The sequence below is a fragment of the Paenibacillus sp. FSL R7-0048 genome, assembly GCF_038004505.1.
GTDB classification, from domain to species: domain Bacteria; phylum Bacillota; class Bacilli; order Paenibacillales; family Paenibacillaceae; genus Paenibacillus_AQ; species Paenibacillus_AQ odorifer.
The window spans coordinates 336,034-354,111 of the sequence record NZ_JBBORF010000001.1 but is presented as its reverse complement, the minus strand read 5'-3'; the positions used below and the strand labels follow the sequence as shown (position 1 = coordinate 354,111).

Here is an 18,078-nt window from a genome sequence, read left to right as displayed (position 1 = left end):
ACCTGTCAAGTAAGTATTTTATATATTCAAAAAAAGAACACCCTCAAAGGTGCCCTCCAACTTGGAAGCTTATAGACCACTTTCCAGTACAAGCGCATGGCTGTCTTCATCATAAACCTGCATAAAAGATGATACGGCCGGTAAATAACGCTCTAACTGGTAAATATATTTTACCCGACTCCTGAAGTGGCAGATTGGAGATATTTAATTTCACTTGCACTCCTTGCAATCTACCTTTTATTTTGAAAGATTCTGAAAATTAAAAATTAATTCAAAAATATTATATATGAAAAATCATATGAATAGTGGAAATTCCCTTTTTACATAGAAGAAAAAGGAGACTACACGCAAAAAAGACAAAAAGCAGGCCAGAGTCACCTCTGCCTGCCTTTGCCAACCTATCTTATAATTTGATTATTCCATATAACAGTTTTGCGATTTCAGCGCGGGTTATTTTACCACGAGGGTCAAAGTTATTGTTGCCCTTGCCGTCAAGGATTCCCTTAGCCTGTAAATCAATGACTGCTTGCTTCGCCCACTCAGATACGCTATTCATATCCTTGAAGCTTGCAGCAGCAGCAACGGAAGCTTGCAATCCAGCTTTATACTGCATCAGTTTCTGCAGGACAACTGCCGCCTCCTCACGAGTAATCGCATCTTTAGGTCGGAACTTGCCATCACTGCCTTGGATCAATCCAAGCTGGACAGCTTTGTCTATCGATTGTGCATAATAAGCATCTTTAGATACATCTGCAAAAGCACTCTGTACGATTGCCCCACTTGCTTCATCCAATCCGAGAGAACGAACGGCCAGTGTAACAAAGTCTGCACGGGTTACATTCGCCTGTGGTCCATAATGCGTATCGTCGATCCCTTTAATCACATGCTTAGCCGTCAGCTTGGAAATATACGACTCTGCCCAGTGACCAGCAGTATCCCTAAATTGCTTATGGTATTCCAGTACCGCAAAGGAGGAAAAGTGATTTGTTGTGAAGGTAACGGTATTATCCTTAAACACTCCACCCAAATATTCCAACGTGCTGCCATTTACATAATAGACACCCGCAAAATCTGTATCAAGCTTAGCAAGCTGTTCCTTAGTCAGCGTCAAGGTAATCGTAACAGCACCTTTAAGCTGGTGGATAGCCGTTTCTTTGCCTCCTGCAGATGTACTGAGGTTCAGCGTAACGTTAGCTCTGAATGGACTCATTCCAGCGTCATTGGCCTGTACAGATATCATACTCGTATCAATGCTTAGTAGCAGCATATCACTGCCTGCCGGAATGGCTGGTAAGGAGCTTGTTGGTACGCTCAAGGTAACGTTAGATGAAACAATATTCAAATTCAACTTCTTATCGACAGCCTGTTGAACAGCGGCTGCATCAAGAGCAATTCTAATCTGATCTTGAGCCGAGGTTGCTCCGCCTGCGCTAATCTTTAGGCTTCCCCCTGTAGCAGCTTCCTCTATCAGTTTCTTCAAAGCTGACGGATCAGCTGTATACGTTCCATTACTTCCTAATGCCAGTTCAATGTTTCCTTTTCCCGCTCCAGGTGTGGCTGTAGGCGTTGGAGTCACTGTTGGTACTGGTGAAACTACTGGAGGTGCCGTTGTCACCTCAGGTGCTGGTGTCGGCGTCACTTCTGGCGATGGCGATACCTCTGGTGTCGGTGTTGGTGTTGGTGTCACCTCTGGTGTCGGCATCACATCCTCTTTTCCAGTGTAAAAGCCCCAGATATCTGAAAGCACACTACCGGAGTGATCATCCTCAACCTTTGTATACCATTGGTAGTAGCTATCCGGATTCAGCTTACTCCAAGTGACCTGAGTCTCCGCGCCACTCTCTACTTGTGGATTGGCCGCAATTTCCTGGTCGCTGTAAACCTTGACTCCGATATAGTCGGTAGCCACACGTTTAGTCACAGGCTGTAAATCCAGATCCAGAACGAACTCATCTTTGCCTGGATATTCGTCTTCATCATAGTAGTTATAATCATCCAAATAAGGCGAATAAGTCTTCACGCGAAGTTTGTTATTAGCAACATCGAACTGAAGCAGACGGATATAGCCAAGTCCCCCTTCTTCAGCGCCTTGGTAATCTGCCAGCATTTGATAGACACTGCGGTCTGGAATACCGTCACCGTTATCATCCAGCTCGTCTACCTTAAGCTCAGCATCATGATAATGGCCGGACAGTGCTGCGATTACGTTTTTGTTAGGTTTCACAACCATCTCAAAAATCTTATCTGCAATAGGTGCACGGTTATTAGAAACCAGCAAGTATTCATGGAGACAAAGAATCGCTTTACGCTCTGGATAACGGGCAACGATCTCATTCATCCATTCGATTTCTTCCTCAGCCAATCCCCAGCCCATGTATACAATAACAAAATCATTTCCGTTCGCAGACACTAAATCGTAATGGCCCCTGTTGTTGTCATAAGAGCCACCAAAGGTCGGCATATTCTTGAATCTCCACTCTCCAAAATACTCCCAGAATTTCGTGTAATCCCCGGTTTGATGACCTACGTCATGATTACCTGCAAGAACACCATAAGGAATGTTAGCTTCCTCCAGAACCTTCATGTCCCGGTCAGCTTCCTTCCACTCATACTCCTGATAGGATTTATCCACGATATCTCCTGTATGAATAACGTATTTCAGGTTCAAGCTCTCTTTGTTGTCAGCTATCCATTCTACATTTTTACGGTAAATGTAAGGGTAGCTCTGTGAATAATATTGTGTATCAGACATCCATACAAAAGAGAAGTCATACGTATCTTGTGTTACTGTAGGTGCTGTCTTAGCCACAGAAGCAATTTCATCCTGAACCATTACGGCAATGCTATTTCCATTAGCATATTCTCCAGCTGTAACCGTGGATTTCAGCTCAAAATCCTCTGTTCCAGCGATTAAATGATCCAGCTGTACCCATTTTTGTTGAGTTGGACTCCATGCGTAGAGACTTACTTTACGTCCCGGCAACGAATTCCCTTTCCATTCAATATCTACACGATCTGACGCCTTAACCGACTCATCCAGCTTAATTTCATAACGCTGATAAGGGAATTGATCGACAGCATCATTAATTAAATATTGTCCGTCCACCGCACTTATTTTACTGTAGTCGTCACTGCTAAGCGCTTGTTCGCCCGCAGGTACGGATTGTTTCGGCGGCTCTGTATCGGATGCGTTTATAAATCCAGCAAAGCCTTGCTCCGGATGGTTAGCATCGTACTTAAATCCTCTAAAGAAGGTAACGTTTATCTTATCCTGATTAGGATCTTCAACCTTAACCTTTAAAGTCGGATTAGTACCTACAGCGGTCTCCCAGTTTGTAGGAGAAATAAGCAGTGGCGCAAATGGATTCTCATTCGGTACATGGAATGTAATGACCTTTTCTGCCTGATTGCCAATCCTATCTAAGGCTGTGATAGAAAGCGTATGATCCCCAGCCGACAACTTCCCGGATGAAGTAGCATAGGGCAGTTCAATAACATTACCATCCAGCTTCACGCTGACCTTATCTACACCCGCATAAGTATCCTTAACTTCAGCAGCAATTTCAAAATTGCCACGGTAAGTTTGTCCTTCTTCTATGGATGCTTTGATGGATGGTGGCGTGTTGTCGACAATTACGTTTGATGATACTTTCGTTCCACCTTCGGTAAGCGTTACTTTATGTTCTCCGTCAGTTGCTTCCTTAGTATTCCAGTTGTACGCCTTTGAACGGAACAAATCCGCTTTTAGATCAAACTGGAAGCCGAGGGATTCATGCTTACCTGCGCTGTCCCCCATCTTGATTTCCTTATCACGTTCTGCATAAGCCGGATCCCAAATTTCGGTACCATCTGCCAGCAGGAGACGAACATTTTTCACTTCAAAATCATCCTTATTCTCCTCAGGACGAGGATCAAATGGAGATGATTTAGAGCCCGCCCGAATGTAAATCACATTATCCGTACCCTTTTTTAAAGCGGCAGAAGAAATAGGAAAAGTCAATGTAGTATACGTAGTAATCGGGTCCATAAAGGTATACAGAATACTGGCATCTCCTAGTTCTTCCGGTCCCATCGTGATCGCATTTTTAAAATAATAGTCCACATTTTTAGCTTCAAATACAAAGTAGGCATCATTCTCCAGTGCATTATATGCCTCGTTATTGCCCAGTAACTTACTGTCAATGCTCAAGCCTAAGACATCAGCCTTAGCGGTGGCAGAGGTTCCCTTTACGGTCACGGAGCCATTGATCAACTGCCCTTCCTTCACATTCAAACGAAGGGGTGATTGATCCTGTCCTCCTGTAACTTTTACTTTTATTACTGGAGATTGTGTTTCATTCGTTCCATCAGAAACAACAAAGTAATACTGGATTTCATTTCTGCCAATCAAATCCGCAGAGGTCAATTTAAAGTGATACAAGCTGTCGTTGAAGTCTTGGGATAGATTGTGGCTAACAGCCTCCGGCTGCTTGTCCGAAGACACTCTAACTTCCACAGAAGTAACAGCTTTATTGTCATCAGCAAAAGCCTTCAAATCGAGACCCAGCGACTGATCAATCTCCGTTACGCCGGTCAGATCTTCTACTGTTGGTTTCTCTGTATCCGGCTCCACATGGATCGGTGTGTTTGGAAGTTGTGTTACATCCGTCTGGCCTGGTGACGGAACGGCTGACCCCGTACTGATCTTGAGCATTTTGCTCAGCCCATTCACAGGATACTTATATAGAAGGGTTTTATTCTCTTTGGTGTCATCACCTTTAGCTCCACCATCGTAGGTGAGGTCAGCATCATAATACGCAGAGGAAATCTCCTTCTCCGTATTGCTCTTGATTACGACTGCCCGGCGGCCAGAGTTCGCCATACCATCGCTTTTGATCAAAAAGAGATTGGTGCCTTCAATTAAGTTTGTGTTGAATTCTGTATTGAAATCATTAGCAGTGTAAGTACTATTGGCACTATTAATAACCCAGAACACCACGGACTGCTGTGCAGGAATCAGAAAGTTCTCTGGCGTCGAAGGCCACTTCACATCGGAAGCGTTACCTTTATCAGGATAACGATAATAGACCTTGTAGTCCTTGAAATTAACTGGTGCATCAGTATTGTTATAGATCTCAATGAATTCAAAAGCGTCGCTGCTCGTTCCTTTTACATTCGTCGAATTCGGCAGCAGCTCTGTGATTAACAACGGCGGCACATTATTCGAATCGAACGCCGGCAGGTTCACATGAACAGAATAACTCTCTGTCACATTATTAACGCGGATGCTGTAATGCAGCTCCGGCTCTTCCAGCGCAGCTGCAGGAATCATTGCCGCATATTCATCCCCACCTTTTGAAGTCATGGTGATTACCGTATCTTTCGCCTGAGAAGGAGAGCCATACTGTAGCTTCACTACAGGTAGTGATCCATCTGCCCCGCTTTCCAGATTAGTAATCTTCGCACTGATAGGGAGATCGGCTGGATCGACACTACTCTGTGCAATATGTTCAATCACTGGCTGCTTGTTCCCAGGAACTAGCTCAGGCACTTGTTCTGCCTCTACGGTTCCAGGCGTAGCCACAACCGTTCCCGAATTCGCCATGAGGTTCATAACGGAGCTATCCGCTTGCAAATATTGATAGAAGATCCCGTTATTCTCCTTCACCTGTTCTTTTCCATAGGAAGCAGAAACAATTAGCGTATCTCCTGCTTTGCTTTTAATTTGTAAATTACGCGCAGAAGTGTTAGCCATCCCCCCGCCACCGTTGATCCGGAACAGATTCACTCCTTCCTGCAAAGCTGCAGAAGGATTAAAGTTTTTGATGAAATCCTCCGTAGGAACATTCAGATTATTGCCGTTCATAATCCAGAAAACAATATTTCCATGCGCCGGTATTACAGCATCACCATTAGGCGCCCATGTATCTTTGTCATTATAAAAGAAATAATAATCCTTAAAATTAACCGGCTTGTCCGTATTATTGTAGACTTCAACAAACTCGTAACCATCTACAGAGGTTCCATCTGTCCCTTTTACATTTTTAGTATCCGGAACAACTTCTGTAATCAGTAGCGCTCCTGGATTATGAGGTACCGCGTACACCTCTGCCATTACAGTCGGTTGACTTAAAAGCGTGTCGAGCTCAACCTGTTCATCAAAATGCGCCTCTAATTCGGAAGATGTCTGCTCCGTCTCCAGCTGCTGCTCTTCGGCATATCCTGCTGGAGCCATGATTCCCAACATCAAACTGCTGGCAATTATGCTGGAAAATAAACGTTTAGCTTTTGCTGTTATTCTCAAAACTCCGAACACTCCCCATTTGTTTGATTGTGATTCAATGCATAAATATGCAATGAAGCTCATCTGGAAAGTATACCTGCGGTGTATTATCGCTATATCATAGCCGTGTTAAATCTTTAGGTTATTTTTAATATTGCTTAAGCTTCAGTTCAGCTTCGCGGGTTACAATATAACTAGTTAGAACCCATTTTAAACGATACTTTAGACGGATGCTTAAGCAAGATAAGTTATTGCAGAACAAGAAAAGAGGACTCTAATGGATATAAAAAGAGTGATCATAGTCGGAACGGTAGTTGTAGTGATGTCTTTCGGAAATGCTTGGACTAGTCTTACCGCTAATGCAAGTTCGCCTGTAAAATGGTCCACCGCAGAGGTCGCGGATCAAGACGAATTATTGGAGGTACTTAACCAGCCAACGGACGAGGATCTATACGAGGCCATATATGACGGTAAGTCACTTCAAGATATTGCATCAGAACAAGGCCAAGATATTGAAGCTGTAATCGATCTACAGGTTGCCCAGCTAACGGATCAATTGGATTCACGGTTAGCCGCTGGAAGCATAACAACCGAGCAGTATGCGGCATATAAAGCGGAGCTGAGGGACATCGTTTCAGATAGTGTCCATACTTCCTTCGGTTAAGGGAATACATACAGCGACGCTGTAACATACACAAAAAACCCGGCTAAATGGATCTTCCATTTAGCCGGGTTTTGTATATTTAATACTTATTTTATAACAGAATCCCTAAGTCCCTATCTTGTTCTCTCTGTTAATCTCCAGAATATCAAGGAAGAATACAAAGATCGGAATCCCCAGAATCAGACCCCAAACCCCGAGATAATGCTCAGAGAATAACAACACGATAAACGTATAGAACATAGGCAAATTCATTTTGGATGACATCAGTTTAGGATTTAGGAAGTAGCCTTCTACAAAATGAAGCACGGCAATCATTGCCAGTACATAGATAGTCATGACTAGGCCACCAATATTGTAACCAATAATACAAAGTGGGATTAGCGAGATAACAAAACCTACAACCGGAATTAAACTAAGCAAGAAGATCATAATGGATAATGCGAAAAGGTAAGGAAAACCTAAAATCCAGAGTCCGATCACCGTAAAGCATGTATTAAACAACGCGATCAGAATTTGTGCTTCGATCACTTTTCCGAAAGAGGAGATAAATTTTCTGCCAAAATACTCAAGCTCTACATAGAACCAAGAGATTTTGCTCTCTTTAAGGCGGGAAGTGAAACTAACGATCCTGTTCTTCTCAAGTATAAATACAAAGCTCAAAATGGTTGATAAAACAAAGCTGGTGCCCCAATTGCTTATTTTCAAGACATATTCAATACCGTCTTTCATATACGACTGATAGTTCAAATCCTTAAGCTGGGCGAATATATACTGCACAATATCATTCTGCGGGATGTTCTCAGGGGTCAAATTGGTCAAAAAATTCGTTAACTGTTTAATCTGAATGAAAACCTTAGGCAGATAATTAACGAGGGTTATGACAATTACAGCGATTAAGGCAAGGTATAGAATAACAATAATCACTTTGCTGTTAACTGCTACATATTTGTTAATGCGCTTCGTGAGCAGCACTTGAAAGCTATTCATTACATACGCAATCAAAAACGTCAACAGTACCAAATTAAGCATATCTCTAATACTGAATAGCAGTAGAGCAACCAATCCTAAAATCAAAAAACGCCGGACCGTTAAATTTGCGTAATAACGCTTAAACAATTCCATCAGTTCTCTCCATTCGCTTACCAATTAGTACTCTGTTTATAGTCTACAGTAAGGAATTCACTTATAGCAACTAGTGATTCGCCTAAAATGACGAATTTACTCACTTTTTGTAATCTCATCATCAATAAAAGTGACACTTTTCATGCTCCTGCATCCATATGAGTCAATTCAACGATTCGGCGTTTCGGATCATATTTCATATCTATATGCAGATCTTTGCATAATTGATGAAATGGAACCATCAAGGTTCCCTTCCTCATTTCAGGAGAATTTCTTACCATATTCACCTTTTGGTTGTTCAAGGTCAATTCCATAGGCAAATCGATATGCTTCATCTGATCAAGCGTCAACGCAGCGGTAAGTGTCTCACTTCCCCCGTTAATTCGTGCGGCATTCCGATCCGCTCTGGTGTTAATCCCATCCTCAATTTTGAAGGTCAGTGAAATCCCCAGCGAATCACAAACAGCCAGCAATCTGTCATTGTAGGACCCATAAGGAAAAGCAATCGCCGAATCCGTATTGCCCAATTCTTCCTTCAGCCTTTGCTCCGCCTTAGCCAGATCACGTGTAACTCTGCTGTAGTATTCGACATTCATCTCATTCCTGTTCTCATCATCAACATATAACAAGGCACTTGCAGCTGGCCGCTGCCCGCCCTCGGCATCGACAATCCCATAATGGTGCAAATCATAGGTATGACTATAAAATCCCATCCCAGCATGCTTCATTTCCCGCATTTGCTCCCAAGTGAGCTTCGGTACGCTATTCGGATCTGGGTGATCTATTGTAGATACGATAACAAAATTAACGGCTGTATATCCGTATTTTTGCAAAACGGGGAACGCCAATTTATAGAAACTCTCATATCCATCATCAAAGGTCAGCAGCACTGCATTGTCCGGAACTGCGCCGTTATTCAGCATAAATTCACGGTATTCCGCCAAGTTGATCACATGAAAACCTTCCTGCTTCAGCAGATTCATTTGATCATCAAACCGATCAACCGATAACACCCAAGGAAACTGTGGCATGGGCTTCTCAGAAAGATGATGATACATCAGCACAGCCACCTGATCTCTGTAGTAAATACCTTTTGGAAGAGGTCCAGATTTCTGCCAGCCGATTTGTGTATTTAGTGCCTGTTCAGCTACCGCCTTCGGGATCATAAGATCATCAGGCGAGGCTGGGTTGGCAGCTATCGTCTTTATCATTTGACCATTTACGTTAATAGTAATTGTTGAAGGTTCATGTTGTGTATTCAAAATAGCAGCAAGGCTCAGCAGTAGAACTATGACAACAAGCAGCATATATTTTTTTGTTTTCAATCTCAGAATCTCCTTAACAACATTTCTTGTCCCTATGTAACTATATATTTTATGGAAGTTCCACCTGCTATTGGTTACATTTTCTTCTTATTTTTGTTTCTTTATCATAAAAAAGAGGGCGAACCTCAAGCCTGAACCGGCTTAAGGAACACCCCGCAAAATGGAGATCTATTTACAATTATGTACATCTATATGTGATTGTAGACGGTCTAGGACCTTCTCTTATCTGCGAAGTAATTCTCTTCCCCAAGCTCGTCCACGAACTGCTGCAGCCAATGATAATATTGGACGGCATGCTCCAGCTTCTCCAGATCCTTCAGGCAGAATTGCCGCTCCTCCTCAGATGTATCTACGGCTTGAACCAATCCCTCCAGCTCAGGAATGACAACGTCTAAAGCGTGCTTCATGACATCAATCTCCCGCTGTAGCTTCATCCCAAAAAAGTTCTTAAAGGTCTGAAAGAAATCTGTTTCCACTGCATACAGATCCTTTCGGTCCCGCTTCTCCTCCAGCTTAGTGACCATCTTGGAGGCCATCAAAGAACGGACTCCATAGCTCATATTACTCTTGCTCATATTCATCACATTCTTCATCTCTTCAAGCGTCATCGGACGGTCTTCAAAGAACATAATTCCATACAGCTGCCCGAATGAATAATTCGCACCATATAGGTCCATCGTCTGAGCAATCGCATCGATCATCGGACGCAGCAGCTGCTCGCGTGGAGATAAGTCTTTATTCTCTTCACCAAAGGCTACCTGTTTCATAGCTGCACCTTCATTCCACTTAGAATCTACCCTTCTATTTTACACAAAATAGCAACTACCTGCGCTAATCTCTTAATTTTTTACATAATCTCGCATCGATCTTTACGTCCACTTGACCACGCAGCCGCTCGATGAGTGTACAATTTTTTTTGAACGGAAGAGCTTTCCTCAGAATTATACCGCAAAAAACAGAAGATGGAATGGGGTATCGACAGAATAATGAAACGTTCGAGATTTATAGGGGAGTTGAAACCGGTGCTCTTCACCTTGCCGGCAATGATTCCATTCGTTGTATTTTGGCTAGCGCCATTACTTTATGTATTTTATCTCAGCTTTACCGAATGGGACTTCATGAGCCCTGAGAAAACCTTTGTCGGACTAACCAACTATCTGGATCTGTTCAGCAATCCTGCCTTCTATAAAGCACTTAGAGTGACTCTGTTATTCTGTGCCGGAAGTGTGCTGCCCGTTATTCTGATCGGACTTGGACTAGCACTCCTGATGAACGGGAAGCTGAAAGGCTCCACCCTCTACCAGGTATTGCTGTTCTCCCCTTGGGTCACGCCGACCGTGGCTGTATCCATTGTCTGGTCCTGGATCTATGAACCCGAAATCGGCCTTGCCAATACTGTACTTGACCTCTTAGGTCTAGAAAAAATCGGTTGGCTTCAAGACCCTAAATGGGCGCTGCTCGGCGTTCTGCTCGTGACAATATGGAAATCGGTAGGCTGGGCGATGATTTTTTACTTGGTGGCACTACGCAATGTCCCTACGGATCTGCTGGAAGCAGCTCAACTGGATGGAGCAAATGCTGTTCAAAAATTCAGCCGTATTACTTTACCGCTAATCTCGCCAACGACACTGTTTCTGTTCATCGTACAGATCATCGGGGCTTTACAGGCTTACGACCAGATTAACGTACTTACACAAGGTGGACCGTCGGGATCAACACGCACCTTGCTCTATATGTATTATCAGTCTGCCTTTGAAGCCTTTCAGATTGGAGAAGCCTCTAGTGTCGCAATGGTTCTGGTATTTATATGTATGCTGCTATCCGTAGTCTCGCTAGAGGTTAGTAAACGGACAACCCATTATCAATAACAACTGCTGTAAAGGAGAACGACTGATGAATGCAACGATCGTACGCGTGGGCAAGCTGACCCGCCATCTATTTTTTACAGCTATTGCACTGATCATGGCCTTCCCCTTCTATTGGATGGTCACCAGCGCCTTAAAAACCAATGATGAAATCTGGCAGTCTCCGCCCACAATCTGGCCTAAGGATGCGCTGTGGAGTAATTTTTCAGCCGCCTGGCACGAAGCCCCTTTCTTCAGATATATGGGCAATAGCATATTTGTCGCTGTGTCGATTGTTATTCTGCAGGTCATAAATTCCGGGATGATGGCCTATGCGCTTACGCATATGAAATTCCGCTTCAGAGGGCTGTTCTCAGGCGTTATTCTTTTCGGCTATATGGTTCCCGCCACCGCTGTTTATCTTCCCGGATATTTGGTATTGTCCCAGCTCCATCTACTGGATTCATATGCCGGATTAATTCTATCCAACTGTGTAAGTGTCTTCTCCATCTTTCTAATTCGCCAAGCCTTCCTTCAGGTTCCCCATGAGCTGGTGGAGGCTGGAGAAGTGGACGGTTCCTCACATATGCGGATTCTGTGGACCATTCTTGTCCCCATTACACGTTCTTCCTTTGCTGTGCTAGCCCTGATCACCTTCATTGATCAGTACAATAACTATTTCTGGCCGATGCTGATAACCAAAGACCCTAATCTCCAGCTAGTCTCGGCGGGTCTGCGTAGTTTCTTTACTCAAGGAGGTGCCTACGGATTAAAATGGCCGCTGATCATGGCCGCTAGCGCATTCACCATCGCCCCGTTGCTGCTAGTATTTCTACTAGCTCAGAAAACGATCATGCAAAGTGTCAATATGACCGCTGGTTCCAGCAAAGGATAAGCTAACAATTCTATTTTAATAAGAGGAGAATGATGATGAACGTATTGAAGAGACTGTCCACCCTGTCTTTGGTTGCCGGATTTACAATGTTAACAGCTTGCGGAGGAAATGCGAATACAGGCAATGTTACAGCGGCGAATGGAGCTTCTTCCTCCCCCTCCACAGAGGCTGCGCCCACACAAAATGCACCGGTAACAATTGAATTCTGGTATGGTCTCGGCGGCAAGCTTGGTGAGAATATGGAGGCCCTGATTCAGAAATTTAATACCTCTCAGCAAGAGGTCATCGTCAAAGGTATCGCGCAGGCAGACTACACGGAAACCGAACAGAAGCTGCAAGCAGCTATCGCTACAGGAAAAGTACCTGCGGCTGCTCTCTCCTCCAATGTAGATTGGGCCCGTAAAGGATATTTCGCTCCGATAGACGAGCTTATGGCACTGCAGCCAGATTTTAATAAAGAGGATTTTGTCCAAACCTTTCTAAATCAGGGCCAGGTTGATGGTAAGCAATACTTCCTGCCGATGTATGGAACAACGCAGGTCATGTACTACCGCAAAGATGTTTTTGAGAAGAATGGAATTGATGCGAGCACATTAAAGACTTGGGAAGATCTGGCTGCCGCAGCTGCGAAAATGACAGTGAAGGACGGCGGCAAAACCACACTTTATGGTTGGGAGCCTATGTGGGGTTCAGGGAACATGATTGATGCCGTACTCAGCAAAGGAGGCACTATCCTTAGTGAGGATGGAAAACAAGTTATGGTCGACTCTAAAGAGTGGATTGAAACCTGGGATTTGTTCCGCAAGTGGATTCACGAGGATAAGATCATGCGGATTCATTCCGGCGGTCAAGGCTGGGAGTATTGGTACAAGACGATTGACGATGTAATGAAGGGTCAAGCCGCAGGCTACACTGGCTCCAGCGGCGATCAGGGCGACTTGGACTTCAGCATTGTTTCGGCTATGGAGCAGCCAGGCTGGGCAGGGATCGGTGAGGGCAAACCCGTAGCCCAAGCCCTTATGGCCGGCATTCTATCCAAAGCCAGCGACAGTGAAAAGGAAGCAGCTATGAAATGGCTAACCTACTTCACGAATGCTGAGAATACTGCGTCCTGGTCCATTAATACGGGATATATTTCGGTGCGCCAATCCGCATTGCAAGACCCGGCGTTTGTGTCATTCAGCGAAAGCAATCCACAGATTAAGGTTCCATTGATGCAAGCTTCTCATGGTTCTGCACCTTTCCAAGACCCAACTGGCGGCAAAATTAACGATGCGTTGACAATCGCCGCAGATAAGGTGCAGATTGAGAATATCCCAGCAGCACAAGCACTTAAGGAAGCACAAGAAACGGCACAAGCAGCGCTTGATAAATTAAAATAAAGGGCGGTGGACTTCATGTCTGAGCTCATCACTCCACAAGGCAGATATGCTGTAGCAGCTATTCTATTCGATAAGGATGGTACGCTGCTCCAGTTCGTATCCCTCTGGGGCAGCTGGGGCGAATGTTTTTTAGAGAGATTCACGAAGTATATGAAGGAAAAAGGACTACAGATTGCAGAAGAGCAGCTCCCTGCATTAATGGGAACTGTACACAATGCCCAGGGGAGCATTACCGATTATGATCGCAACGGACCGCTGGCTATGGGGACTATGAGTGATCTTTATGCCATTCTGTCATGGCAGGGTTATCTGCAAGGTTTATCTTGGGCGGAGTCCATGGAGCTTGTCCATCAATGCCGTCTCGAAGCGGATGTTAGGTTAGAAGAGAAACGCCCCGTTCACTCCCTTCCGGGACTTCATCGTTTTCTTGATGAGTGTGTGAGTGCAGGCATTCCTCTCGCCGTGGTGACCGCAGATGAAACAGAGGCCGCAGACAAACATCTCCAATGGCTGGGCATACGGCATTATTTCTCCGAGGTAATTGGAACAGATCTTGTGGATCAGGGTAAACCTTTCCCCGACATGGTGCAGCTTGCCTGCAAAAGGTTAGCCGTGGAACCCGCGTACACAGCGGTTATCGGCGATACTAACGGGGATATGCGAATGGCTAAAGCAGCGGGTGTACAGGTAGCTATCGGCCTAGCAGAAAGCGACGGTACTAGTGCTTCAACACATATTCTCCCGGATGCAGATCTCATTGTACAATCTTATGCTGAGCTCAGAATTGAGGTTACTCCCCTGTGAGAATAGAAGGAATATGGGCATGGATGTTTCTGGCGCTGGCTATTGTGTTCGAACTCTCAGGGACCCTCTCAATGAAAATATCTCAAGGGTTCACCCAGCTCTGGCCTTCCGTGCTTATGTTCCTGTTCTATGGAGCCAGCTTCACCTCCCTGAATTATGCTCTCACCTCTATTAAGGTAGGCGTAGCTTATGCGATATGGTCAGGAGCGGGAATCATCCTGATTTCCTTCATAGGAACCCTGTTCTTTGAAGAAAAGCTAACCCTATCCTCACTACTTTGGATAGCCGTCATCATTGTCGGGATCATAGGACTGAATATTAGCGGCAAGACGCATTAGCGAACAGCAACAGTATTGGATAGGTTCATAGATGAAGGAGGATGCCCAAACATGAGTACGAACACATCACCTGAAGATAAACCAGTTATCACCTTTCAGATCATTACGGATACCCATGTCACTGCTGACCGCAATCATGAGTACAATCTTAACTTCGAGCTGGCTCTCCGTGATATAGCAGCGCATGGGGAAGGCAGCAGCGGGATTATGCATATCGGTGATGTCACAGACCACGGCTTCCCTGCTGAATACGAAGAAATGCTTCGTATCCTCAAACAATACAAAACCGAACTGCCCGGGATTACCTTTACCTTAGGCAATCATGATGTGGGCCTCGGAAATTGGGAATCACGTTTAGGAATGTATACGTCACAGACCGGAATGTCCGGACCCTATCATGATCACTGGGTCAATGGCTATCATTTTATTATGCTAGGGACAGAACAAGGATTGCCCAAATTCTGTGATCTTTCTTCTGAACAGCTTGATTGGCTGGAGCATAAGCTTGGAGAACAAGCTTCACCAGATCAGCCTATCTTTCTCTTCCTGCATCAACCGCTTAAAGACACCGTAGCCGGATCGCTGGAATCGCAAGATTGGTATGGTGTCACACAAGATAAGGAATTAAAAGAAATCCTGTCGAGATACCCTCAGACCTTGTTATTCACTGGACATACCCATTGGGAGCTGGAGGTAGACAACACTATGTTCCCTGGCGATGGAGAGATCGCAACGATGTTTAATGCTGCTTCTGTCGCCTATCTTTGGACTAATGAAGATAAACATAAAGAGGGCAGCCAAGGCTTCTATGTAGAAGTGTATAGCGATAAAGTGCTTGTCCGGGGCAGAGATTTTAAGACAGGAAGCTGGATTGAGGCTGCACACTATGAGGTATTTTACCCAGCGGTAAGCGTATATTAAAGATAAGCATTTAAGCGAGAAATATAACAAAAAAACGATTGTGCACAGGGAGTCCTTCCCCACAACAATCGTTTTTTACTGTAGCTATTCAGCTTAACGTCCAATCGGTGCAATCCGGTAGACAGCTGTATCTCCAACCGCTGCCTTCGTATCGCTCTCGATCTGCCAACCGAAGGATAACACAGAAGCCAAACGTTCCTTCTCGGCCAAGGTTAAAGCCACCTCAGCGGCTTCCTTACCTTCCTCAAGCTCCAGAGCCGCTTCTTTGCCCAGAGCTACCCATATCCAGCTGCGAATCCCACGAATCGTGTTGTATTTAATCTGATAGCCTGTCTTCACCGCTTGCCCGAACAACTCCGGCTGCTCTGACTGCAACGTAGTCAGCTGCTTATAATCAAATTGGTATTCGCTCTTGTCAACGGGCAAATCGCCCTCTGCCACTTTACGAAGAATATCCTCATCAGACCACCCCAAGGAGCGGAGTGATTCCACCAATAACGCATCCCACTGGGATAACTTTACCCGGTTTAAGTTCTCTGACATTCTGATCCCTCCCAATCTATATATAGAGTCTAATCATACCGTAAAATCATAAGCAACATAATGGCCCGGACTTACTTCCTGTAGTGTGGAAGTCTCAGCTCTGCCATACTCTTGCGAATATCCGTCTAAAATAATTCTCTGATTGGCCCGCCGGGGATCCGTCTCCAAGATGGAAGACAGCAGCGCCTTTGTATAAGGATGAATAGGATTCTCGTACAGCTCATCACTTTCGGCTACCTCCACTAGACGACCGCCATACATCACGCCGATCCGGTCAGAAATATGCCGTACCATCGACAGATCATGTGCGACAAAGAGATAGGTCAAGCCGAATTCGGACTGCAAATCCTCCAGCATGTTCACTACCTGAGCCTGGACAGACACGTCCAGCGCTGAGATCGGTTCATCACACACGACAAACTCAGGTCTTACAGACAATGCTCTGGCAATCGAAATCCGCTGGCGTTGGCCACCGCTGAATTCATGCGGGAAGCGGTAGAGATGTTCTCTTTTTAAACCTACCTTTTCCAGCAATGCCGCAACAGCTTCTTTGCGTTCTTCACCTTCGTGGATGCCGTGGATTTTCATCGGCTCACTGATCAGATCAAGCACACTTAAGCTTGGATTAAGTGATGAATAGGGATCTTGGAAGATCGACTGAATGCGTCTGCGAAAAGGTTTTAGCTGCTTCTCTCCAAGCTTGCTCAGCGGCTGCCCGTCAAAAGACACTTCACCGTCTGTGTAGTCATATAAGCGCAGCAAGCAGCGTCCAACCGTGGACTTGCCGCTTCCCGACTCTCCAACCAGCCCAAAGGTCTCTCCCTGACGAATCTGAAAGCTTACGCCATCTACTGCCTTAAGCACCGATGTATCGCGTCCCCACATATCCTTGCCTTTGGAGAAATGTTTTTTGAGATTATTTACGTCCACTAGAATCTTATTGTCACTCAACCGAACCGCTCCCTTCAACGCCAGCTACGGCTGGAGTCTCCTGCACACCATCTGCTAACCAGCACATCGAACGGTGACCGGGCGATAATTCGATTACCGGAGGACGTTCGCTGCAACGGGCAAAAGCATTAGGGCAACGTTCCATAAAGGGACAGCCAGAAGGAGGATTCAACAAATCCGGAGGTGTGCCTTCGATTGGAATTAGACGTTCACGCGATTTGCCGTCACGTTTCGGAATGGAGCGAAGCAGACCTTTCGTGTAAGGATGCTGTGGGCGATAAAAAATATCCTCCACCGTACCTTCCTCCATCACTAGTCCACCATACATTACGATAACCCGTGTACATACCTGAGCCACCACACCCAAATCGTGAGTGATCAGCGCTATAGCTGTACTGGTATTATTTTTTAGCTCTTTAAAAAGATCAAGAATTTGGGCCTGTATTGTTACATCAAGCGCAGTTGTCGGCTCATCCGCAATCAATAGCTCTGGCTGGCAGGAAAGAGCCATAGCGATCATGACCCGCTGCCGCATCCCGCCGCTGAATTCATGCGGATACTGCTGCAGCCGCTGCTCAGGATTATTAATGCCCACCTGCCGCAGGATACTTGCTGCCTCTTTAAACGCTGCTTCCTTATTTAAGCCGCGATGCCGCCGGATGACCTCCGTAAGCTGCTGGCCGATTTTTTTCACAGGATTAAGAGAAGTCATGGGGTCCTGAAACACCATCGCTATGCGGTTACCGCGCAGTTTTCTCCACTCTTTTTCCGAAAGGTTAGATAAATTGTCACCACGAAAATTAATATTTCCAGCGATAATTTTACCCGGAGGTGTAATCAACGACATAATCGCCTTCGCAGTTACACTTTTCCCGCTTCCGGATTCACCAACAATCCCTACCGTTTCTCCAGCATCTATATGAAAGCTAACGCCACGAACTGCCTGATTCTCTCCATCCCGAGTTTGGAAGGAAACCTTCAAATTCTCAACAGACAATAGCCGTTCCGTCATGATGTCTTCACACTC

The 18,078-nt window shown here is 45.1% G+C and carries 14 protein-coding genes; 7 read left to right on the top strand and 7 right to left on the bottom strand.

Annotated elements, in window-relative coordinates; translation table 11 throughout:
* Positions 1–403 precede the first annotated feature (403 nt).
* Positions 404–6,283 carry an S-layer homology domain-containing protein gene (locus NSQ91_RS01550; protein ID WP_179088206.1) on the bottom strand — a complete coding sequence of 1,960 codons (5,880 nt, stop codon included), beginning with the start codon at positions 6,281–6,283 and terminating at the stop codon, positions 404–406.
* A 256-nt stretch (positions 6,284–6,539) separates the two neighbouring features.
* On the opposite strand from NSQ91_RS01550, the gene NSQ91_RS01545 reads away from it, so the two are divergent.
* Positions 6,540–6,926: a hypothetical protein gene (locus NSQ91_RS01545; protein ID WP_038568262.1), complete on the top strand. Its 387-nt coding sequence runs from the start codon at positions 6,540–6,542 to the stop codon at positions 6,924–6,926.
* A 105-nt stretch (positions 6,927–7,031) separates the two neighbouring features.
* On the opposite strand, the gene NSQ91_RS01540 is transcribed toward NSQ91_RS01545, so the two are convergent.
* The 3 genes from NSQ91_RS01540 to NSQ91_RS01530 form a co-directional block, all read right to left on the bottom strand.
* Positions 7,032–8,048 (bottom strand): AI-2E family transporter, encoded by a 1,017-nt coding sequence (locus tag NSQ91_RS01540; RefSeq protein WP_036687315.1) that lies wholly within the window; start codon positions 8,046–8,048, stop codon positions 7,032–7,034.
* A gap of 140 nt (positions 8,049–8,188) precedes the next feature.
* Positions 8,189–9,373 (bottom strand): polysaccharide deacetylase family protein, encoded by a 1,185-nt coding sequence (locus NSQ91_RS01535; protein WP_081387136.1) that lies wholly within the window; start codon positions 9,371–9,373, stop codon positions 8,189–8,191.
* 209 nt (positions 9,374–9,582) lie between these two features.
* Positions 9,583–10,140 (bottom strand): GbsR/MarR family transcriptional regulator, encoded by a 558-nt coding sequence (locus NSQ91_RS01530; protein WP_076101159.1) that lies wholly within the window; start codon positions 10,138–10,140, stop codon positions 9,583–9,585.
* Positions 10,141–10,359: 219 nt separating this feature from the next.
* Between NSQ91_RS01530 and NSQ91_RS01525 the strand changes: the two genes are divergently transcribed.
* From NSQ91_RS01525 to NSQ91_RS01500, 6 genes are read left to right on the top strand one after another with little or no spacing between them, the layout of a single operon-like run.
* Positions 10,360–11,241 (top strand): carbohydrate ABC transporter permease, encoded by an 882-nt coding sequence (locus NSQ91_RS01525; RefSeq protein ID WP_076127023.1) that lies wholly within the window; start codon positions 10,360–10,362, stop codon positions 11,239–11,241.
* A gap of 25 nt (positions 11,242–11,266) precedes the next feature.
* Positions 11,267–12,112 (top strand): carbohydrate ABC transporter permease, encoded by an 846-nt coding sequence (locus NSQ91_RS01520; RefSeq protein WP_076127021.1) that lies wholly within the window; start codon positions 11,267–11,269, stop codon positions 12,110–12,112.
* A 35-nt stretch (positions 12,113–12,147) separates the two neighbouring features.
* On the top strand, positions 12,148–13,494 hold the full coding sequence (locus NSQ91_RS01515) for an ABC transporter substrate-binding protein (RefSeq protein WP_081387137.1): 1,347 nt from the start codon (positions 12,148–12,150) through the stop codon (positions 13,492–13,494).
* 15 nt (positions 13,495–13,509) lie between these two features.
* Complete coding sequence (locus NSQ91_RS01510; RefSeq protein WP_076192524.1) at positions 13,510–14,298, top strand: HAD family hydrolase; 789 nt, start codon at positions 13,510–13,512, stop codon at positions 14,296–14,298.
* The gene (locus tag NSQ91_RS01505) at positions 14,295–14,636 is read left to right on the top strand and encodes a DMT family transporter (protein ID WP_248549163.1); all 342 of its coding nucleotides are present in this window, start codon (positions 14,295–14,297) and stop codon (positions 14,634–14,636) included. The genes NSQ91_RS01510 and NSQ91_RS01505 overlap by 4 nt, the downstream gene beginning before the upstream one ends.
* A gap of 51 nt (positions 14,637–14,687) precedes the next feature.
* Positions 14,688–15,557 (top strand): metallophosphoesterase family protein, encoded by an 870-nt coding sequence (locus NSQ91_RS01500; RefSeq protein WP_076186180.1) that lies wholly within the window; start codon positions 14,688–14,690, stop codon positions 15,555–15,557.
* A gap of 93 nt (positions 15,558–15,650) precedes the next feature.
* On the opposite strand, the gene NSQ91_RS01495 is transcribed toward NSQ91_RS01500, so the two are convergent.
* The 3 genes from NSQ91_RS01495 to NSQ91_RS01485 are packed head-to-tail and all read right to left on the bottom strand — an operon-like array spanning position 15,651 to position 18,063.
* The gene (locus tag NSQ91_RS01495; protein WP_076192528.1) at positions 15,651–16,100 is read right to left on the bottom strand and encodes a hypothetical protein; all 450 of its coding nucleotides are present in this window, start codon (positions 16,098–16,100) and stop codon (positions 15,651–15,653) included.
* Between the two features lie 33 nt (positions 16,101–16,133).
* Positions 16,134–17,051 carry an ABC transporter ATP-binding protein gene (locus tag NSQ91_RS01490; RefSeq protein ID WP_280753353.1) on the bottom strand — a complete coding sequence of 306 codons (918 nt, stop codon included), beginning with the start codon at positions 17,049–17,051 and terminating at the stop codon, positions 16,134–16,136.
* Positions 17,044–18,063, bottom strand: a complete 1,020-nt coding sequence (locus tag NSQ91_RS01485) for an ABC transporter ATP-binding protein (protein ID WP_076127008.1) — start codon at positions 18,061–18,063, stop codon at positions 17,044–17,046. Before NSQ91_RS01485 ends, NSQ91_RS01490 begins: the two co-directional genes overlap by 8 nt.
* Between the last annotated feature and the right edge of the window lie 15 nt (positions 18,064–18,078).